The organism is Halobacteriovorax sp. HFRX-2_2 (assembly GCF_043196705.1).
In the GTDB taxonomy this organism is placed as follows: Bacteria; Bdellovibrionota; Bacteriovoracia; order Bacteriovoracales; family Bacteriovoracaceae; genus Halobacteriovorax_A.
Window position 1 is genome coordinate 293,023 of sequence record NZ_JBEBMT010000002.1, and the last position, 18,693, is coordinate 311,715.

An 18,693-nucleotide genomic window follows, 5' to 3' on the forward strand; every position below is an offset into this window, starting at 1 on the left:
TTCTAAAGGGGAATCGGTAAATTTAGGTAAATTGATTAGAAGTATAAATCAGGGCCAAATTCAGACAGCTCTGTTTTTGGAAGAGGGTTTGAAATAACGTCTCCTGTGGCCTTAACATCTTCTGGGCTTCGTGGGGTTTCACCCTCAGGTGAAAAACCTGCCTGAAACTCCATGTAATTTGATTCATTCTTTGCATAACCAGATGCAGTATCTGTTATTGAGACAAGGCTAATAAGCTTTGTTGAATAGGCATTTCGACGATGGTTCTTACCCTTGTTTGTAAATGGGTTCACCGAACGGCCATTATTTTCACCACCATAATCCTTACCTGGAGCATATGCTGTCCTAAGTGAGTTATTATTTAGAGAAGGCGAAGGTGGGTTGGCCTCATTATTTTGACGATACGTCGTAATATAGTAGAGGTTAGATTGAGTTTGCTGAGCCTTGTTATTAATAAACGTCTTTACGGCCCCTAGAAGTGGGATTGTTTCACAGTTGTCTGGTTTTGCTTCCTCATCTTTTCCTAGAATGAAGTATGTAAAGCGAGAAGCGATACTTTGCTTTTGGCACTGCGGAATTGGTAGAGCAACTGTTGTTGTGGTTGGATCTCCGTCAACATCCGGATCAAAAATGGCCTTTGATGCGTCAATATACGCCGTTGGATCCTGTGCACTAGTATTTCTTACCTTTGTTGCATAAAAGCTAAGGGCCTTGCGAAAGACAATAACAGCGTCACTTAAAGTATCGATATAGTCAGTTAGAACTCCAGTTAGTGCTTCACGGTCTTTGTAAAGTAGGGTTCCGTGAAAGAGTGGAGCAAAATAACCAATTGTTTTGGCCGATGGATCAATATAGCGAACAGAAGGAAAGTGATCAGATGTTGTATCTGTCTCTAAACTATCAACTGTAGGAACCATATAGTTAAGGGCATCGTAATTGGTTGGAGCACGAACATTTTGAAACGATTCCAGGAGATTTTGGGCCGTTACACCGGCTTGATTAACTGTATAGTTTGGAATATTGGCCCTCAGGTCAACAAATTGCTTCGTTGTAAATAATCCGGCATTTTCACCTGTGATATTACTTGGGTTTGGGTTGTAAGCAAGCGTTGGGAGATCTGATTCAGAAGTCGTTTGCGAGTTTAAATTGTAGATCATATTCGGAATTGTAAACTTAACATCAACGTTTGAAGGAATTCCACCAATTGCTGCTGTCGTATCTGTTGCATCAAGGAAGAAATCTGACGTTGCTGGAAGAGGAAGTCCTTGAACCTTTACACCATCAGTAGGGTCATTTGTTGTTCTCGGATCACCAGTTGTCGTAAATCCCATAATAAAGTTCGCACTTCTTGAACCAGAAGCATTAGCGATTCGAGCAGAGTTTGAGCTTGATTCAGCGTAATCTTTTCCTACTGTTGGAGAAACAATAGCAGGTCCAATACGCCCTCCAAATGGCTTTGCCGCTGCGTATGCGGCCATATCAATAACTTGTCCAAATGGATTTAAAAGTCCTGTGTATTTAACTTTTGCTTTTACTGCATAGTAAGTCACAACTTTTGGGTTCTTATAGAAACCTAGAATATAACCAGGTACTGGAAGGGCCGTTTTTGTCGAGGCACATGAGGCTTCAGCAGCTGTTCCACTTGAGTCCGGAACGGCAATTGTTGAAATACCTTCAGTCGTTGGTGCAAAAGTTGTAAAGAACGTCGTGAAGTTCATGATCATTGGTACAAGATCAAGGTAGCGCTTTGAAGAAGCAACAAGCTCTCCACCGTTATAACTGGCATCCTGTGGGATAAGAAAGCTTGAAAGAGACTGTGGAGAAGGTGTAAAAGTTTTTGGTGCTAGCTCATAAAGAACTAATGAGTTCTGTAGTGAAGAACCAAAGCTTTCATTAAAAATTCCACCACCAACAGACTTAGATGCTGCGAAATAGGCTTTAAGTGGTCGGTCGTTAATTGGAATACCTGTCGACTGGTTTTCCATACTTAGTTGTTGTGGATTAATACAACCTGAAGCCGCGCCACCACCACAGATACCTTGAGTAACAGGTGGGCGATTAACAATCATCTCAAGATTTCTAATTCGAAGAGCAAGCTCCATCGATTCAATCCAAGCACCAGTGCGGTCTGCAGCTGCAATTGGTACATCGTTTTGTGAAACACCTGCTGCAAAGGCGTAGTTCTTTGCGGCAGAGAAGTTGTAAGTCGAACGAACCATACAGTTCTTGGCCTTCAAGTTAACAAAGGCATCCATTGTTCTTTCAAACTCTTCACTTACATCTGGAATACCCGCAACGTGAAAACGTGGAAGACCAGGGATTTGATAGATTGTACAAAGGTTTTCATTATTACCTGTACCAAAGTGCAGGCATACAGAAGGAACGTTATAATGGTCGCCTTTAACACCACTACTAAAGTCAGATCCTGTTTCATCAAATCTCTTTAAGGCGAAATTCATTGTATCAGTTGTGTTAGCGTGAGTGTTCTCATTAGCAAGTTGACCAAGAACGTAGTACTTAAACATCCACTCTTTATATGTATTTCGCATTTCCCAATTTAGGTGAGCAATATTTGTTAACTGTCTGGCCTGAGAAGCCGCTCCTGACCAAGCGGCCGAATCAACTGCATTCTGCAAATTAATCTTGGCCTTTACAAAGAGTCCTACATTCACCACAAATGCGATAAATGAGAAGATGGCCACAAGTGTAACTCCAAAGAAGATACTGATTTGGCCTTTTTTATTTTTAACTAGTTCTTTTGAATGTGAATGATGTGCTTGTGTCATAATGCCTTATTTTTCCGGTAACTTAATGCTACCGAAAGTGGCATTTATGCGTCAATTCATATGAACACTTTCTATTTCCAGTTAGTTGCACTGAGTTATTTTTGGCATTGAACTTGTAATAGTAATGGGTACCAAGGATATGGTGCCTGATCCCTGGAGTAGAACGTTTGTGCAGGCAAGGCTAACCACCTTAACCATGGCCGCATCGGTCATCCTTAAGTACTTGTTTTTACGAGTGCTTATCTCTACCAGGCTTATGGTCTTGTTCGACTCAAGGATGAATAAGAACAGGGCCTGGTACCTTTTTTACCTGCTTAATTCCCATGGCCTAAATTGGTAAAATTAAGGAGTCGAAGTTTGTTAACTTTGTCGATGCTTAGGAGGGCGATAATTGAAGACATTGAATTCATTTAATCCATTAGAGACGCGTACTTACAAATTTAAGAAAGCGCATATTGAATTCTTCTGTCCTCTTTGTCGCACTCAAAGGGCAGTTATCACAAACCCTCATATGAATGCTAAGAACTACCTTCAAGTGTTTATGCTAACTGTTGCCACAACGGGTATGCTTTATCCATTTGTGAGCTTTGCAGGAATCTTCTCATTCTTCCTATACTGGGCCGGTTTTGAAGCAGCACTAAGACTGAATTTTAAAAAAGAAATTCCATGTCCTCATTGTGGCTTTGATGCAGCTTGGTATAAAAAAGATGTTCGTATCGCTAAGTCGAAAGTAAAAGAGTTTTGGCAGACCAGAGGTGGCCATGCTCAAATTGCTCCAGAGAATGTTGAGCAAGCTTTTGCAGACATGAATTAAAAAATTTAGAATCCCATTTTTCTTACGTTTATCATTTCAAGCTCTTGACGCAGCTTGCTCTTTTTTTTGTATTTGCAAGGCTATTTATGACTTCTCGATGAGGGAAAGTCGTATTATTGTAGTAAGGTATTAAGGTAATACACAACCTTGCGGTTATAGCTGAATTCTTAAGTTTTGTTTCAGTTATACGCGAAGAAATGGAGGAACAAATGAGTGTAAACAAGGTTATTTTAGTAGGACGTTTAGGACAAGATCCAGAACTTAAGTACACACCATCTGGGATGGCAGTATGTAACTTCTCACTTGCAACAGGTGAGTCTTGGACAGATAAAAACGGACAAAAACAAGAAAGAACTGAATGGCACAGAGTTGTTGTTTGGGGAAAACTTGCTGAATTATGTGGTCAATACCTAGCAAAAGGTCGTCAAGCTTACTTAGAAGGTCAACTTCAAACAAGATCTTGGGAAGACAAAGATGGTAACAAGAGATACACAACAGAAATCAATGCAAGAACTGTACAATTCCTAGGTGGAGCAGCTCCATCTGCAGGTCAAGGTGCTTCAATGGGTCAGTCAAATAACAACTCATTCAACCAAGAGCCACCTCAGCAAGATGATATGAACCAAGGTTACGATATTTCATCAAACGCTTCATTCACAGCTGATGATATCCCATTCTAGAGATTAATTTAAATTTCTATATATGATTAGGGCCTGCTTCTGCAGGCCTTATTTATTTCTAAATACCTGAATTTTAAAGTAAACATAGAATGACTAAAGAAATCTTAACTTCTTGGCGATAAGTGAGTTGATGAGTCAGTTAAGATTTTTAACATTTTTAGTTGTTCTAGCTTCATGTGGTTCTTTTGAAAAACATGGGGGACTTCTTCCTTTAAATAAAGTTGAAAGTAATGAAATGCTTTTAACTGAAAGTGAAGAAGCAGAGTATCGTTACCTTGCAGACCTTTATGGGATCTCGGAAGAGAAGCTCGATCTTAAAGGTGATGCTCCAAAGAGAGTTGTTCAAACTGAAAAGGATTGGCAACTTGAGGATGTAAACCTCAATGAAATTGAAAATAGCTCATTTGTCATTAGTGATTATGAAGTAAGCTTTGTTGAAGATAAGTTTAAAAATGAAGCTCAACTAGTTGCAGAGGCCAAGGCCGCTGAAGCTGCTAAAAAGAGAAAGTCTCGTGGAATTGCTTCTGTTCCAGAGGTAAGCCTCGTTCACAAGAAGAGAAGACCTGCTTCACTCTTTGCTATGGCAAAGAAATCAACACCAGAATCAATTCGTTACTATATTGCCAAAAAAGGCGCTGACGTAAATGAGAAGAATAAGAGAGGGGATACACCTCTTCATATTGCGATCAAGAATAAGCGTTTTGATAATGTTCGAGCTTTATTAGGAATGAAAGCCGATCCAAATATCCCAGACGCTAGTGGCAAGAGCGTTGCTCAGTACGCACAAGAAATGGGGATACAATCAATTATAAAATTAATGAAGAAGAAATAAAAAAAGCTCCCGACGGGAGCTTTTTTATTATGTAATTTTGTGTTTGATTACTTTGCTGCTGGAGCTGCTTCTGATTTTGTTTCTTCAGCTGGAGCTTGTGCTGGAGCTGTTGTATCAGAGTTAAGTGGAGCTGCAATTGGTGCTGCACTATCAAGAAGAGACCTAGACTCTTTACCTGTTTGAATCTTCGCTAGAAGAATACAGTTACCTAGGAAAAGAACTGTAAGGACTACAGTGATTTTACTTAGGATATTACCTTGTTGGCTACCTGTGAATACGGCTTCTGAAGCACCACCTAGAAGACCTGCTTCTGCACCTTTACCAAATTGTAGAAGAACTACGATGATTAGAAGTACTGAAACAACACCGTGAAAAATCATTAAACCAGTAACCATAATTTATTTCCTTTCAATATAAATAGATAAATTAACAACAATTTATATCAACACATCGAGGCCATGACAAGTACTGTCTATGACCTGATGAGTTATATATATTGAAATTGATCGTTTATTTAGTTTGGACAACCTGTGAAGATCTGCTTTTCAAGATTGAAAAGGTAACAGTCGCGCTTCTTGTAAGCATTTCTAAAGAATTGAGGCGCAGCTTTTGCGACGGCCTTTCTTACTTTGTAGATTTCTGGCCAAGTAAGAGAAACAGGCATCTTTGTGTGAAGATAGATATTTCCATTATAAGGTTTCGCAACACGATCCCAAGCTTCCTGAGTTGGCCTATCATCTTCGTCTCTATTTAAGAACCAAAGGTTATCAAATTCACCTTTAAAGTCTTTAAAGAGTTGAGCGAAAGTTTCACCTTTGTAAGTGAACATATTATCAAATTGAGTCAGCTCTGCTGTTTCTGAAATATTATATGAACCACTCATTAATTTCGTCTTTGAGAAGTCATTCTCATCATAATCAAAGATCATGTACTTGTGGTGATTCAAGGCCCAGTGGCGTGGAGATGGTGCGTGAGAATAGTACTTAATTCTTACTGGTGCGACCTTGTTTTTATTTCCAGGAAGCTTCTTCCAATTATAAACAAAGTAAGGAGTCATCTCTTTTGATTTTGTACTAGTTTTATACTCTTGATTATCAGCTACAATCTTAACATCGACACCTCTTTTAACTGCATCTAAAAGTGCATCAGCAACTTCTTTGATAACAAGGTGATTAACATTAACGAGAATGTTCTTTTGCGATTCATTGATAAGCTTAATCATGGCATCACGAACGAGCCATGTCTTTTGTCCGCTTACTTTACGAGCAGTCATTTTAATATAACGTCCCGATAGGTAGCTCTTAGATGATGGTTTTAGGTTTGTGTATTTAAAGTTCATTGAACTTGAAACAAAGGAAGGATTTTCTTCTTCGTTTGGATCATTCTTTAAACTTTCAAGATCAAGAGATGCTAGGTTTTCTTCTTGAACTTCTGAAGTGTAGATATCTTTCCCCGAGTTCCATAGAAACTTGAACTCACGGTTGAGGGTATTAATTGTTAGGCGACCTTCTTGTGAAGAGTCATTATTGAAAATAAAGTTCTCAGAGTAGCGAGACTTTGCACCACCTGAGAGGTTAGCACTTGAATTGAATGCCCACTTATCATCGACAATAGAAAACTTCTCATGCATTTTTTTATAAGCAAACTTTACACCACAACCAGCATCTTCAATTGCTGTTGCGTAATCATTAACTCGAGAATTATTTCTTAGGTTAGGGTGGAGGACAACTTTTACGTCAACTCCTGATAGACATGCGACTTCTAGACTTTTTGCAACTTTTGAATCCGACCAGCTGTAAACAGTTAGCCAAACTTTTTCTTTTGAACCATCGATTGCAGAGTATATCTGATTAAATGCTTCCTCGCCTTGGTGAGGTGAGAAGAGCGCCCAAAAGCTTGCTCCAGCGAAGATATTACTTGCAATTAGTGTCGTAAATAGCAGTTTTTTCATTCAGTCTCCCTTCAGATTTGAGCATTGTGTATCCCACGCAATGCAAAATGAGAAGGTTGTAAGAAATTATTTCAATAAAAAAAGTGGTCAGAAAGTGATATCAGCAACTTAAATGGATTATTCTTTTGACCTTCGGCAATCGCTTCTTTACCATTTTCATATGGGAAGACTTAAGAGACTTTGGCCATGGCTGGCCTGTGCTGCAACGGTATTTTCGATTTCTGGAAATAGCTTTGCGAGTAGTTTAAAAATTACAACATTTAACTTACGTTGGTATGGACTGGGAGGAGAAATCTCGGGACAAAGAACTGACGAGTATCGTGATCCTTTTATTACAGAGTTTCTAAGTACGAAGTATATCAATACTGATATTTTTCTCTTCCAAGAAGTTATCGACACGGATCGATTGGGGCAACTAATGGACGGCCTTGGTCATCATTGTGTTTCCTACCGTCATGAGCAATTCAATCACCAACACCTAATGATATGTTTAAAGAAGTCTCTTGAAATCGTTCCTGAAAAAGGTGATGACGACTATGCTTATCCACTTATGGAAAACCGTCCTTACTTAAGGCCGGCCCTTTATGGACAAGTCATTGATCGTTATTCAAAGAAGCCATTAATTCACTTAGTAGGCCTTCACCTTAAGGCTGGACCTAGCTCTATTGATGCGCGACTTGAGCAGGTTAATAATTTAAATAAAAGAGTTCTCGAGTATCGCCAAAGTAATCTTCCTGTCGTTATTGCTGGGGATTTAAATACTTATCGAAATTCTCGTTATGAAGACAAAGAGTCAGACCTAGTTGTTCTAGGTGATGCCTTTAAATCGATTGAAGTGACAAGAAGAACTAGTGACTACGATTATACTTATCGTAATGGTGGCTCTGGAAATGTTTTTGACCACTTCTACGTCTCTGATAATACTGAAACGAAGTATGTTGAAATTTGGCGTGCTTGTAGTGGAAGTAGCCGTAATACAAAGAGATTGGAAAACCTCTCTTGGTATCAACGCTTTATTTCTGACCACTGTCCAGTTTCATTAAGAGTTGATATCAAATAGTAAGCTTAATTGTTGGTAAATTTTAACATTTGAATTTAACTTTAATTAGGCCTTAGTGTTCATTTTTTTATGCTAATTTCTCAGGCATGAAAGCTTTAATTATTTTGTCACTCTCAGTCCTGACGTTTGTTTCTGCGCATTTTACTTATGCACAAGATGTAAAACCAAATGTCGTATTACTAACATCTCTTGAAACACCACGTATCTGGTACAAGCCTAAGGGCTGGAAGATTGATCCAAAACTTGAAAAAATCTTCAAGAAGCACTTTGATAAGTCTGGATACAATATTGTTGTAAAACATAGTGTGGACTTTCATGAGCTACGTCGCCAGCTTCACAACCCAAATAATATTGCTGTGTTCTGGGCATCCCATGCGGCCGGAACAAGTCAGAATACAACTGGCTCAAATAATATGGGTGCAGTTCTAAGTATTAACGGAAAGGATGTTAAGGATCTTTTTAAGTCTGTGCATCCAAATATTCGCTACCTTGGGCTTGTTGGATGTGATGCTGAAGGAATCCTTAATGAGATTTCACGCGAAGGACACTATCGTTATAATCCAAACTTAATAACTCATTCATTCACAAAGAAAATTGATGCACGTAAAGGACTTAAGAAATCTCTGAAAGCATCAGTTGGACAACTTGGTTATACAAAGAAGAGATTATTCTTCTTGAAGAAAAAATCACTTATCTTCCGTCATGATTTTTATGGAAGAGAAGATCTTTTAAAAGTTAATAACTACTTTCATTGCGCAAAAGAAAATGGCTACCTTGTAAAAGGTGTACGTACTCTTACTCAGGACTCAATGGAAGTTGCAATTACTAACTCACAAGGAATTCTGAAGATTCTTCCAGCTGCTAAAGCAGGGGATCGCCAAGAGTTTCAATTCTACTTACCATATCATCCGGAGTTTGCTCGTCGTGATATGAAGATCAATGTTGATAGTCTTATTTATTTTGGTGAAGAAAGAAAATATTTAGGTGAGTTTGATTTTGAAACAGATTGGGGAACAGACTGGCGTGTCTTTGCTAAGCCCGACGGAACGGTCTTAGGAGTTACTAAGAATCTATACTTACCAAGGGGAAGTTTGCCATCAATTGATGATGTTCAGACTTACAAGGAATTAAGTTGTAACGATACTGAAGAAATGAAAGTTCACGTTTATTAATTAAGCGTGAAGACCCATGTAGCTGTCCGCTTGTAGGGCAGCACCACCAACAAGGCCTCCGTCAATGTCTTGGCATGATAGGAGGTCTTCTACATTTGAAGGCTTAACAGATCCACCATAGAGAATCGAAGTTTTCTCGCCATCGATTTCTAAGCTTTCATTGATGAATTTTCTAATGAAAGCATGAGTTTCTTGCGCTTGCTCAGGAGTTGCTGTCACACCAGTTCCAATGGCCCATACTGGCTCATAGGCAATGATGACTTTATCACTGTTAATACCAGCAAGACCAAGACGAAGTTGCTCTGAAAGAACTTCTTCGACCTTTCCAGCTTCTCTTTGTTCAAGAGTTTCACCGATGCAGAAGATAACTGTTAGATCATTTGAAAGGGCAATTTTTGTTTTTGTATTTAGAGTTGCATCGTCTTCATTGTAGATTGAACGACGCTCAGAGTGACCGATGATTACGAAGTGGGCACCGATGTCTTTTAGTGAAGCAGGAGAGATTTCTCCAGTAAAGGCTCCGCTATTTTCAGTTGCACAGTTTTGGGCACCGATTTTAAAGTCGTCAGTATTTTGAAGACAAATAGGGATGTGGATCGCTTGTGGAGCAATCCATGCTTCGTGACGAAGTTTAGAGCTGTCGATAGCATCAAAGAAGGCGATAACGTCTTCTGTGTTCTGATTCATCTTCCAGTTTCCTACGATATACTTCGTTCTCTCAGTCATATTTACATCCCTTTTAATTATTTAAGTTTTATTCAACACCAAATTTTAGAGCACTAATTCCTGGAAGACTACCTTTCTCGATAAACTCAAGAGAAGCACCACCACCAGTTGAAACGTGACTCATCTTGTTTGCAAGTCCTGATTTGTTTACAGCACTTACTGAGTCTCCGCCACCAACAAGAGTGTAGGCATCTGACTCACTTAAAGCTTCAGCGATTGCAAAAGTACCTTTGGCATAATCTTCATTTTCAAAGATTCCCATTGGCCCATTCCAAAGAATTGTCTTTGCTTCACGAAGAAGAGAGCTGTACTTTGCAATTGTTTGTTCACCAATATCTAGTCCCATTTTTCCATCTGGGATACCTACTTTATCAACTGCTTCTGGCTTACCACCAAACTCACTTGAAACGATGTGGTCAATTGGAAGAACAATTTTATGTGCAGTACTTTGAGAGAAAATTTTCTTTGCTAGACTTACGTCTTCATCAGAGCAAAGAGAAGTTCCAACTTCATTTCCTTTTGCTTTTAGGAAAGGGTAGGCCATAGCACCACCGATTAAAAGACTTGATACACTTGAAAGTAATCTTTCAATGATCTTGATCTTGTCACTTACTTTTGCACCACCAACTACTGCAACAAATGGAGTCTCTGGTCTTTCTGTAATTTTTGAAAGGGCCGCAATCTCTTTTTTCATAAGAAGGCCAGCATAAGCATGGTTCTTAAAGAATGCATTGATTTCATAAGTTGAAGCGTGTTTTCTGTGAGCAGCACCGAATGCATCGTTTACATAGATATCTGCATATTCAGAAAGTTTACGAGCAAACTCGCGATCATTTTCTGTTTCTTCTTTGTGAAAACGAAGGTTTTCAAGAAGGATGATCTTATTTGAGTTAAGTGTAAGTAGAGTTTTAATACCACGATCAAGACATGATTCAGTTAGCGTAACTTCTTCTCCTAGCTTGTCTGCAAGGTAAGTTGCAACCGGCTCAAGTGAGAAGTCTGGATTAACTTGTCCCTTTGGGCGACCAAGGTGAGACATCATAATTAGCTTAGATGCGCCTTTGTCTAGGATTAGCTTGATCGTTTCAAGAGCATTATCAATTCTTGTTGTATCAGTAATCTCTTTAGTTTCTTTATCTAGAGGTACATTGAAGTCAAAACGAACAAGAACTTTCTTGTCTTTGATTTGTGATTCATCAATGCTGTCAATAAATTGTAATGCCATAGTTTTTCCTAATTTACTTTTTAAGTATTAAAGTTGGCTACCGATGAAGCCTGCAAGATCAATTACTCTATTAGAGAAACCTGCTTCGTTATCATACCAAGTAACAACTTTTACACTCTTCTTATCAATTACTTTTGTCAGTGGAGCGTCTACACATGAAGACTCTCTCATACCCATGTAATCAACAGAAACTAGTGGCTCATCTTCAAAGCCAAGAATACCTTTCATTGAAGTTTCACTTGCTTCTTTAAGAGCTGCATTTACTTCTTCTTCTGTTACTTCTGTTTCTAGGTTAACAGTAAGGTCAACTAGTGAAACGTTTGGTGTAGGAACGCGAATTGCGAAACCATCAAGCTTTCCTTTTAGTTCAGGAATAACTAGACCAACAGCTTTTGCTGCACCTGTTGTTGTTGGGATCATTGAAACAGCTGCTGCACGAGCACGACGAAGGTCAGAGTGTGAAGCATCTAGGATATTTTGATCACCTGTATAAGAGTGAACAGTTGTCATGTGACCATTTGTAATTCCAAACTTATCGTGAAGAACTTTAGCAACTGGTGAAAGACAGTTTGTTGTACAAGATGCATTTGAAACAACTGTGTGTTTTTCAGCATCGTAAGTATTCTCATTGATCCCCATAACGATTGTGTTATCAACGTCTTTACCTGGGCAACAAAGGATAACTTTTTTAACTGTTCCAGTTACGTGCTTCATTAGAGATTTTTGATCTTTAAAAACACCTGTTGCATCAATTACGATATCAACTTTATCTTGTGTCCAAGGAATTTCACTTGGGTCTCTATACTTGTGAAAAGAAATTTCTTTTCCGTTAACATGCATTTTGTGTGATTCATCTACACTTACGTCACCGTTGAAACGACCAAATACTGAATCGTACTTGATTAGGTGAACGTAGTCATTGATATCTCCTGGTGAGTTAACAGCAACAACTTCTAAGTTTTCAATATTGCGGTTAAAGATTTCTCTAAGAACTGTACGACCAATACGGCCCATACCATTAATACCAACGCGGATCTTTCCAGACATACCTGACTCCTGTGCTTAATTATTAAAAAAAAATTCCCCTGTAATATGCCACAATCGAGAGAGATTGCCTACCTAAAGCACATATTTCTAAGAGGATGCGACGATTTTGCTCACTGCCCAAAAAATAGCTGAACAAGCTATAATTTTACTAATGCAGACAAGTTCAAAAATGCCATCAAATATCATTCACTACAAATCCAAAGCGGATTATGAAAGTGGAATCAAGAGTGAGGCCTCTGTGCCTGAAAAGCTTGCTAAGGATGCAACGAAAGTTGTGGAGAAAACTGCTAAGGTTGCCGAAGCTGCTGCCAAGGCATCAATATCAACTGATGCTCTTGCTATTGCTCAGGCCGGAAAGAAATTGGCCGTGGATGCTGTGACAACAATTGCTAAGTCAGCTGTTAATGCACCAGAAGAGAGTAGTGAGGTTAAAAAGGTTGAGCCGGTAAAGGAATTACTACCAATTAATAAGCCTGCAATATTCTTTTTAGAAGGTCTTCATCTTTCCACTCTTAGCTCAAAAGGTGGACTTGAAGATATCGCTAAGTCTTTTAGCGATGGAGAGTTTGTCAGCTGGAATGAGGAAGATAAGGTTTTTGAGGAAGTTCTTAGGCGACCTAAGGATCAACCAATTATCTTAGTTGGCCACTCTCTTGGGGGCGATGCAGTTGTGAACTTGGCCAATCGACTCAATAGTGCAGAGGCCGGTTTTCGAGAGGTGAATCTTCTAGTGACTCTCGACTCGGTAGGCTTTGATAATGACATCATTCCAAAGAACGTAAAAAAGAACCTCAATTTTATGCTGGATCGCTCTTTTATTTTCAATGATGGGCCTAATGTTGCTCGTGATTTTAAGACGACAGATGTGATCAATATTTTAAGGCCAGAAGGTCATACTAAAATAGATGAAGCAGCCGATGTGCATCGCGAAATTTTTCAAGAAATTACCCAAGTTTTGGATCAGAATTACTTGGCCAAGAGAAAGCAACAACTTGCGGGCCTCTATCGCGCCTTCTATGAGATGAATCAGCAAAATAACTCGTAATCCTTTCTAGTCTTTATCAACTGATTATGCTATGAAGTGTCATGCTAAAATATGTTATGATCCTTTGCGTTGTTTTCTCTAGCTCTTGCTTTGCAATTGTTGGGGGAGAAGCTGTGAGCAAAGGTGAATATCAGAGCGTCGTGGCCCTCGTTAGGCTTGGGCGCCCATTTTGTACAGGGGTTGCCCTAACTCCAATGCATATTCTTACGGCAGCTCATTGTCTTGAGAATAAGAACTTCAAATCAATTCGCGTCTACCTAGGTGAAGGTAAGTCTATGACGGCCTCAACGAGAGAGAGTCTTGATGCCCAATATAGCGTCACAGGTATAGAGCTACACCCGAGCTTAAAATTTAAATACCCAAATGGGCCACTGGCCGATCTGGCAAGTTTGAAAACAGTTGATCTTGCTGTTGTGACTGTTGATGTGCCTTTGAAAGTTAAAAAGTTTTATTCTCTTCTTACTGACCCAAGAGAAGTACTGGCCAAGATGGTACCTGGTGGAGTGACAACAGCTGTTGGATTTGGCTACACAGGCGAAATTGGCTTTATGCCAATGGACTCAGCTCATGCCAATATTATTTATGGGCAAAAGAGGGTGGCCGATATCCCGATCTTCGAAGCATTCTTCAATGAAATCGATATGAGAAATAAGCAAACAGATACTTGTTATATCGATAGTGGTGGACCGGTTTTTGTTGATGTTAATGGAGAAAAAAAGATTGCGGCCGTTGTTTCTGCTTCCTTTGGTTTTTGTGCTGAAGGAAAATACGCGACTTTATATTCTTTGGCCTATCACTCTGCCTGTTGGCTTAAGAAGGTAACAAGAATCTCTGATGAGTTTACTGACTTCCACTGTGGGCGAAATATTAAAATTGCTCAAGAGTGCTTTGGCATTAAAAACGAAAAAGACCTCTTAAGTTGTGCTGATAAATACTCAGATGAAATTCTTCGAAGCTACCGATAGTCATACAAATCAATGACTTACAATCTAGTCTTATTTTATTAACCATTTATAAAGAAATATGTGAATTAAGTCTCCTTAACTGCGTGTTATAATTGCGCGATGGAAACGATAAAGAAGCTTTACGAGCATAAGAAGAAAGTTTGTCATGATACAGAAATAAAGCCTGAGATGATTGAGGATTTTGTTGAAGAGGCCCTCAATATAATTTTACCAGGTTCTGTCAGAATGCAATTTCTCAATTATGAAGACTTTGAGTTGTATTTCAATCGTCACCTTATTAGTGCAGACCAAATTTTAAATCACTTAAAGCTCGATACTGATGCTAGGGCAAAACTTATTGAAAGCTATAGTCTAGAATTGTTAACACTTGCAAAGAAGATTGAAGTTGATGCGACAGCGCTCTTAGAAGGAGATCCAGCAGCAAAAAATATCTGTGAAGTTGTTCTATGCTATCCGGGACTCTTTGCTATTGCCTCTTATCGATTGGCCCACTTCTTTTATGGAAAATCTTTAACAATCTTTCCTCGCATGATTGCAGAATACGCCCATAATAAAACAGGAATCGATATTCATCCTGGAGCTAAAATTGGGGAGTCATTCTTTATTGATCACGGAACAGGCGTTGTTATTGGGGAAACCGCAATTATCGGAAATCGTGTAAAGATTTATCAAGGGGTAACCCTCGGAGCTTTATCCGTCAGTAAGGAATTAGAGAATACGAAACGCCATCCTACAATTGAAGATGATTGCGTGATCTATGCACATGCAACAATTCTTGGAGGAAAGACGGTAATAGGTGAAGGCTCAACGATTGGTGGGAATGTTTGGCTAACACAAAGTGTGAAGAAAAAATCAATTGTTTATCATAAAAGCGAAGTTCACTTAGATGTGAAGGATCGACAATTTAGTACCGAGGAGCTTACCTATGAAATTTAATAATATTTTGGACACCGTTGGAAATACACCTCTCGTAAAAATTAATCGTCTCTTTCCCGAGGCCAATAAGAAAAATATTACAATCTATGCAAAGCTTGAACGTGCTAACCCTGGCGGCTCAATTAAGGATCGTATTGCGAAACGAATGATTGAAGATGCCCAAAAGAAAGGCCTAGTCAAAGAAGGAACAGTTATCGTTGAACCAACATCTGGGAATACTGGAGTAGGGCTGGCCATGGCCTGTGCAGTTCTTGGTTATCGACTTATCATCACAATGCCAGAGAGCATGAGTTTAGAGAGAAGGCGTTTGATGGCCTTATTTGGAGCTGAGCTTGTTCTTACTCCCAAAGAGAAGGGAATGAAGGGAGCAATAGAGAAGGCCCAGGAGATTTGTGAGCAAGAGTCTAACTCGTGGATGCCAATGCAATTTGATAACCCTTCAAATGTTGATGTTCACCGAGATACAACAGCAAAGGAAATTTTAGAGGATATCGATGGAAAGATTGATTATCTTATAACTGGAGTTGGAACTGGTGGACATATCACGGGTGTTTCAGAGGTTTTAAAAGAGAAGTTTAGCGCTTTAAAAGTTATTGCGGTGGAACCAAGTGATTCGCCAGTTCTATCGGGTGGTGATCCAGGACCTCACCCAATTCAAGGAATAGGAGCAGGCTTTGTTCCTAGTGTTCTTAATCGTGAGCTATTGGATGAAGTGGTCACAATAACAAAAGATGAAGCTTTTGAATTTGCTAGAAGTGCAGCTCGCTTAGAAGGAATTCTTTTGGGGATTTCAAGTGGAGCGTCTTTAGCGGCGGTTGATAAGAAAATAAGTGAGATGCCAGAGGGCTCAACTGTGCTAACTTTTTGCTACGACACAGGTGAGCGCTATCTATCAACTGAAGGATTATTTTAATTTAAAGAATAGATTTTCGGCGTTGCTATTGGCAACGTCGATTAGTTTTTGAGCATCTATTTCTTTATGAGTTGCAATGAAGTCTGCAACACAAGGAAGATAGAATGGGGCGTTCTCACGTCCTCTAAAAGGTACTGGAGTAAGATACGGAGAGTCTGTTTCAAGAAGCATCTGTTCAATAGGAACGATATCTAGGACATCGCGAACATTTCCAGCATTCTTAAAAGTCACAATTCCGTTAAATCCGATGTGAAACCCTTCGCTTAAACAAAACTCTGCAAGCTCGATTCCCGAAGTAAAAGAGTGGATGACGCCCTTTCTTTTAAGCGTTGTTGAGAAGTTCTTCAAGATGGCCTTTGTGTCTTCATCCGCTTCACGAGTATGAATAACAACTGGTAGATCATTATCACATGCAATTTGTAATTGTTTTTCAAAGGCCTCTTTTTGAATCGTAGGATCTGAATACTCATAGTAGTAATCAAGTCCAATCTCTCCAACAGCAACAATCTTAGGGTTAGTTAAACTTTCTTCAATCTCTTGATAAGTATCTTGCGTAATATGCTTGGCCTCATGAGGGTGTATCCCTTGAGTACCATAGACGATTTCATTGGCCGTGAGCTCTCTGACTTTTTTTAGATTGTCAGGAGAGACCGCAATTGTCACAACTTTATTAACACCATATTCTTGGCATTTTTCTAGAGTATCAATTAATTCTTGGCCTTTGAGGTAGTCGAGATGACAGTGGGTCTCGATCGGACCCACTGCATATTTAGGAATAATTCTTTCTTTTTTTTTACTCATTAGTTCTTAGCTTTATGTTCTTTTAGAAGGTGATCCATAATTGCAGTATAGTCACTTAATGGCCTTACACCTTCAATTTTTACACCATTAATTAGCTGAGTTGGTGTTGATTGTACATTAAAAGAATTGGCCTGAGCGATCATATCCACAACGGCCTGCTTTGTTTCAGGCTTTGCCATACACTCTGTTACTCCAAACTCTTTTCCTTTATTGCTAATCCATTCAGCAGTTAGGCTTGATTGGTTCTCAAAAATTGCATCATGCACTGATTTAAATTTCTGAGGTCCAACACAGCTTGCAAGGTAAGCAGCTTCACAAGCTAGCTGGTGAAGAGGTCCGCTCATTCCAGCATTACAGTTGTGATCAAGTGGATAGAAGAAGTATTGAATATTGATTTTACCTTCGTACTTCTTTTCAATCGTTGGAAGAACTAGGTTAAGTGCATTACACGCTGGACACTGAAAGTCTGAGAAGACTGACATTTGAATTGGTGCATCTTTAAAATCCTCCGAAGAAGAAGCGAGACGGTAAGGTGAAGCTTTTTCTGGAGTTCCTAAGTTATTTAGATTCTTAAACATAGCAACGATTTGTGCATTTCTTGCAGTCGAGTTTTCAACTTTTGAGTTTGTAAAACCATAGGCTACAGAACCACTAATAACCATAGAGATAGCAGCAGTTACAAAGAATTTCGCATCAAAATCACGATCTGCTTTGTACTGAAACATCATGGCCAGACCAAGCCAAGAAGCGACATAGTAAAGTGTACAGAATGGACATAGAGTTCCAAGCATTACTAAAGAATAGATAAATAGGATAAGACATCCAATACCGTTTAGGAGAAGTAGAAGAAATAAACTTCCTTCAGCTCTTTTACTATCAACCATATAAAAAAGCATTACCATGGCACCCATAACAATTCCAAAAATTGAAATAGGAACACCAGCAATATTTGATAGAGGTGAAAGGGTCGCAGCATCACATGTTAAGAATGAATTAATATTACATGCAGAGGCCGAACCAAAACCTACAGGGAATTTAACTTGGTAGTAGTGGTTTGTTAGATAAATAGAGAGGATAAACATTGCAAGACCTGCAACGAAAAATAAAACTCTCTTGTTAAAACTTAGGCGATTTAAAAAACTATCAGTCATATTTTAATTCCTTTTTAAAATATTATAATTTCTCTTAGTTGTTTGATTTCTTCTAAAGCTATTATAGTTGAGATTTGCAAATGTGCATATATTGGTAGATATGACATGTGCTTTTGGGAAATTATTTGAAATTTGTTCCCTAATTTCCATCTCTAAGCTGAACGTTAACTTGCCTTCTATCACGGCAAAAGCTTGGGAGTTAGGAAAATTTTGTTTAAATTCTTTGCTAACCTCATAATTTACAGCACTTATGTGTGGACAAATCAGGATAATTTCAGGTTCAATCTTTTTAATTTCGTCGTTTAGGATAATTTCTTCAGCTAGGCCACGCCAACCAGCATGGATATTTGCGACTCCTGATTTACCAATAATTACTATGGGTAAGCAATCAGCGGTCTTTATCGCTAGTGGGCGATCGAGTTGGAGCTCAGACGTTATTGCATCAGCTTCATTATCATTGGAAGCAGGAGCATTGACTACAATAGAGGAATGGATTTGCTTCACTTCATCAAATTCAAAATCAGGTCGATCATCATAAACTTCAAAGAGATAATCTGAAATTTTCTTTTGATAAAGTAGCTTTGCCAAG

General features: G+C 38.9%; 18 protein-coding genes. 9 read left to right on the forward strand and 9 right to left on the reverse strand.

Translation table 11 applies throughout. The annotated features are described in order from the left end of the window. Positions 1-35: 35 nt before the first annotated feature. A complete protein-coding gene (locus ABMA79_RS06605) occupies positions 36-2,786 on the reverse strand; it encodes a Tad domain-containing protein (RefSeq protein WP_393091162.1) in 2,751 nt (916 codons plus the stop codon). A 391-nt stretch (positions 2,787-3,177) separates the two neighbouring features. Here ABMA79_RS06605 and ABMA79_RS06610 point away from each other — a divergent pair, with 391 nt between their 5' ends. The 3 genes from ABMA79_RS06610 to ABMA79_RS06620 all read left to right on the forward strand — a co-directional run bounded on the left by ABMA79_RS06610 (position 3,178) and on the right by ABMA79_RS06620 (position 5,112). After that, positions 3,178-3,600, forward strand: coding sequence for a hypothetical protein (locus tag ABMA79_RS06610; protein WP_392858560.1), 423 nt, complete (start codon positions 3,178-3,180; stop codon positions 3,598-3,600). Positions 3,601-3,809: 209 nt separating this feature from the next. Next, positions 3,810-4,280, forward strand: a complete 471-nt coding sequence (locus tag ABMA79_RS06615; RefSeq protein WP_021268448.1) for a single-stranded DNA-binding protein — start codon at positions 3,810-3,812, stop codon at positions 4,278-4,280. A 130-nt stretch (positions 4,281-4,410) separates the two neighbouring features. Beyond that, the gene (locus ABMA79_RS06620) at positions 4,411-5,112 is read left to right on the forward strand and encodes an ankyrin repeat domain-containing protein (RefSeq protein ID WP_392858563.1); all 702 of its coding nucleotides are present in this window, start codon (positions 4,411-4,413) and stop codon (positions 5,110-5,112) included. A 47-nt stretch (positions 5,113-5,159) separates the two neighbouring features. Here the strand turns inward: ABMA79_RS06620 and secG are convergent, their stop codons facing one another. Continuing rightward, on the reverse strand, positions 5,160-5,507 hold the full coding sequence (secG, locus tag ABMA79_RS06625) for a preprotein translocase subunit SecG (RefSeq protein WP_393091165.1): 348 nt from the start codon (positions 5,505-5,507) through the stop codon (positions 5,160-5,162). A 119-nt stretch (positions 5,508-5,626) separates the two neighbouring features. After that, positions 5,627-7,063, reverse strand: a complete 1,437-nt coding sequence (locus ABMA79_RS06630) for a phosphatidylserine/phosphatidylglycerophosphate/cardiolipin synthase family protein (protein WP_392858568.1) — start codon at positions 7,061-7,063, stop codon at positions 5,627-5,629. 160 nt (positions 7,064-7,223) lie between these two features. Here ABMA79_RS06630 and ABMA79_RS06635 point away from each other — a divergent pair, with 160 nt between their 5' ends. Continuing rightward, positions 7,224-8,123 (forward strand): endonuclease/exonuclease/phosphatase family protein, encoded by a 900-nt coding sequence (locus ABMA79_RS06635; protein ID WP_392858569.1) that lies wholly within the window; start codon positions 7,224-7,226, stop codon positions 8,121-8,123. 86 nt (positions 8,124-8,209) lie between these two features. Continuing rightward, positions 8,210-9,295: a hypothetical protein gene (locus ABMA79_RS06640; RefSeq protein WP_392858570.1), complete on the forward strand. Its 1,086-nt coding sequence runs from the start codon at positions 8,210-8,212 to the stop codon at positions 9,293-9,295. Here the strand turns inward: ABMA79_RS06640 and tpiA are convergent, their stop codons facing one another. The 3 genes from tpiA to gap are packed head-to-tail and all read right to left on the reverse strand — an operon-like array spanning position 9,296 to position 12,293. Next, positions 9,296-10,021: a triose-phosphate isomerase gene (gene tpiA / locus ABMA79_RS06645; protein ID WP_393091168.1), complete on the reverse strand. Its 726-nt coding sequence runs from the start codon at positions 10,019-10,021 to the stop codon at positions 9,296-9,298. A 28-nt stretch (positions 10,022-10,049) separates the two neighbouring features. Further along, on the reverse strand, positions 10,050-11,246 hold the full coding sequence (locus ABMA79_RS06650; protein ID WP_393091171.1) for a phosphoglycerate kinase: 1,197 nt from the start codon (positions 11,244-11,246) through the stop codon (positions 10,050-10,052). Between the two features lie 27 nt (positions 11,247-11,273). Continuing rightward, positions 11,274-12,293 (reverse strand): type I glyceraldehyde-3-phosphate dehydrogenase, encoded by a 1,020-nt coding sequence (gene gap, locus ABMA79_RS06655; RefSeq protein ID WP_393091173.1) that lies wholly within the window; start codon positions 12,291-12,293, stop codon positions 11,274-11,276. Positions 12,294-12,444: 151 nt separating this feature from the next. Between gap and ABMA79_RS06660 the strand changes: the two genes are divergently transcribed. From ABMA79_RS06660 to cysK, 4 genes are all read left to right on the forward strand, one after another. Beyond that, entirely contained in the window at positions 12,445-13,338 is an 894-nt protein-coding gene (locus ABMA79_RS06660) for a hypothetical protein (protein ID WP_393091175.1), read from the forward strand. Positions 13,339-13,379: 41 nt separating this feature from the next. Further along, complete coding sequence (locus ABMA79_RS06665; RefSeq protein ID WP_393091177.1) at positions 13,380-14,303, forward strand: S1 family peptidase; 924 nt, start codon at positions 13,380-13,382, stop codon at positions 14,301-14,303. A 99-nt stretch (positions 14,304-14,402) separates the two neighbouring features. Next, positions 14,403-15,239, forward strand: coding sequence for a serine O-acetyltransferase EpsC (gene epsC, locus ABMA79_RS06670; protein ID WP_393091180.1), 837 nt, complete (start codon positions 14,403-14,405; stop codon positions 15,237-15,239). After that, a complete protein-coding gene (gene cysK / locus ABMA79_RS06675; RefSeq protein ID WP_392858580.1) occupies positions 15,229-16,152 on the forward strand; it encodes a cysteine synthase A in 924 nt (307 codons plus the stop codon). The genes epsC and cysK overlap by 11 nt, the downstream gene beginning before the upstream one ends. Here cysK and ABMA79_RS06680 read toward each other — a convergent pair. Genes ABMA79_RS06680 through ABMA79_RS06690 form a run of 3 tightly spaced genes read right to left on the reverse strand, consistent with a single transcriptional unit; the run spans position 16,144 to position 18,692 of the window. Beyond that, positions 16,144-16,953 (reverse strand): TatD family hydrolase, encoded by an 810-nt coding sequence (locus ABMA79_RS06680; protein ID WP_393091183.1) that lies wholly within the window; start codon positions 16,951-16,953, stop codon positions 16,144-16,146. The two genes, cysK and ABMA79_RS06680, sit on opposite strands and share 9 nt — an antisense overlap. Continuing rightward, a complete protein-coding gene (locus ABMA79_RS06685) occupies positions 16,953-18,104 on the reverse strand; it encodes a thioredoxin domain-containing protein (protein WP_393091186.1) in 1,152 nt (383 codons plus the stop codon). The genes ABMA79_RS06680 and ABMA79_RS06685 overlap by 1 nt, the downstream gene beginning before the upstream one ends. Positions 18,105-18,107: 3 nt before the next feature. Beyond that, positions 18,108-18,692, reverse strand: a complete 585-nt coding sequence (locus ABMA79_RS06690; protein WP_393091189.1) for a polyphenol oxidase family protein — start codon at positions 18,690-18,692, stop codon at positions 18,108-18,110. Position 18,693 lies beyond the last annotated feature (1 nt).